Raw genomic sequence first — 1,786 nt, forward strand, 5'->3', positions numbered from 1 at the left:
CTTGATGTACAACGACCGAAGACTATCACTTAGTTTGATTAACGATTCTGAAGACATACAGCAGATTGCACACTAATTACTCTCTCAGTATCCCTGGTTTTGGATCATCTTTTTCTTGGAATACTCTTATGCGAATACGGATGTCCAGCGACTGCCCCTACATTTGGATATTTTTTAATTGAAACTCCCTGATCTACTGATGAATAACGACAGGTGTTCCCACCGACGCCCAATTAAACAGCCACTCAGCGTGATCCACCGCCACATTGATGCAACCGTGACTGACGGGCGTCCCAAAGTTTTTATGCCAGTAGGCTCCATGAATCGCATAGCCCCCATCATAATACATAGCATAGGGAACATTAGGGACATCATAACCCTGTCCCCGCATACGGTCAGTTCGTCGCTTGGATTGAATCGTAAAGGTACCGGGACGGGTAGGGGTGGAGTTTTTCCCTGTGGAGACAATCACCGCATAGACTTGATTGCCCCCCTCCCAAGCAATGAGCCGTTGATTGGGAATATCAATTTGAATCCAGCGATCGCTTGAATTTTGCAGCGCTATCATTCTGGCTGCAATCTGTTCGCGTATCGGAGTGGGGAAAGCGGGTTCTGTCCAAAAACCCAATGCTGTTGCAGATAAGGCGATACCCGTTAAAACGGTACCAGAGTAACGCACCCACTTAGGAGTCCTGATTGTTTTCATAAATTAGTACCTCCCCATCAGAATTCACCACCGCAGCGAACAGACTCACTCGGAACGGCTCACGGCACTAATAACTCTATTTTACCCCTGAGTGTGCAACTGTTGTCGAAGAGTTTTGGCGCGTTGAGCGATCGCATCCCAATCCCCCGCCGCCATCAACGCCTTGGGAAACAAGTCTCCCGAAAGCCCCACAGCAATTGCTCCGGCATTAATAAAATCAAATGCATTGGCAAACGTCACGCCCCCTGTTGGAATCAGAGGAATCTGCCCCAGGGGACCTTGCAATGCCTTAATGTAACTGACTCCACCTACTGCCTGAATGGGAAATACTTTAACACAACTAGCACCAGCATCCCAGGCGGTGATAATTTCTGTGGGAGAAAGTGCTCCCGGTACAATCGGCACACCCGCCGCTACTGCTGCTTGAATTAAGGGGATATGAGTGTGGGGAGAAAACAGAAACTGTGCTCCAGCATTAACTGCCTGCTGCAACTGCTCTACGTTTAAAATCGTACCGGTGCCAATGATACAAGTGGGTAATTCTTGACGGAGTTGAGTGATGAGTTCAGGAGCGCGATCGCTATTCCAAGTAATCTCGATTAATGATAATCCACCCGCCGCTACAGCCCGAGCCATATGACGCCCTAGGGAGTACTCTAACGCCCGAATCACAGCAATCGCCCGATGCTGCTGCAACAGTTTTAACCAAGATTGATTGGATAGGTTCACGCTCTGGTGTCTCATATCTGCTGTACTTGAATATAGCGTTTCTCTATCTGGTGAGGTATACCTTGATCAAGGCAGGGAGTAGGGAGTGGGACTGCACCTGAAGTAAGTGAGAACTGCGATATCAAGCTGTTAGAAAAAACCATGCATCCAGAACAACAGCCAGAAATTTTTAATTTAGGCGATCGCAACCTGCCCCCAAACAAATTGCTCGAAACTCGGGGTTACGAGTTGCTGAAGTAACAGCGTTCATCAAAGAACAGAGGCAAGAAACTGCTATTATTCGGGCTGAAGCTGAAAAATTAAATCCGTCGGATAAGCTCTAATTTTCTCTCCCCAGCTCCCCCAGCTCCC

Annotated in this window: 2 protein-coding genes; both read right to left on the reverse strand. The window is 48.0% G+C overall.

The window, feature by feature from the left end; translation table 11 throughout:
- Positions 1–193: 193 nt before the first annotated feature.
- Entirely contained in the window at positions 194–706 is a 513-nt protein-coding gene (locus tag IQ257_RS29525; protein WP_193882801.1) for a L,D-transpeptidase, read from the reverse strand.
- 81 nt (positions 707–787) lie between these two features.
- Positions 788–1,450 carry a bifunctional 4-hydroxy-2-oxoglutarate aldolase/2-dehydro-3-deoxy-phosphogluconate aldolase gene (locus IQ257_RS29530; RefSeq protein ID WP_193882798.1) on the reverse strand — a complete coding sequence of 221 codons (663 nt, stop codon included), beginning with the start codon at positions 1,448–1,450 and terminating at the stop codon, positions 788–790.
- Between the last annotated feature and the right edge of the window lie 336 nt (positions 1,451–1,786).

The organism is Coleofasciculus sp. LEGE 07092 (assembly GCF_015207375.1).
Classification (GTDB): Bacteria; Cyanobacteriota; Cyanobacteriia; order Cyanobacteriales; family Coleofasciculaceae; genus LEGE-07092.

Bases quoted from the DNA above. Each gene is read 5' to 3' on its own strand.
- IQ257_RS29525 (WP_193882801.1), bottom strand. From the start codon at position 706: ATGAAAACAATCAGGACTCCTAAGTGGGTGCGTTACTCTGGTACCGTT.
- IQ257_RS29530 (WP_193882798.1), bottom strand. From the start codon at position 1,450: ATGAGACACCAGAGCGTGAACCTATCCAATCAATCTTGGTTAAAACTG.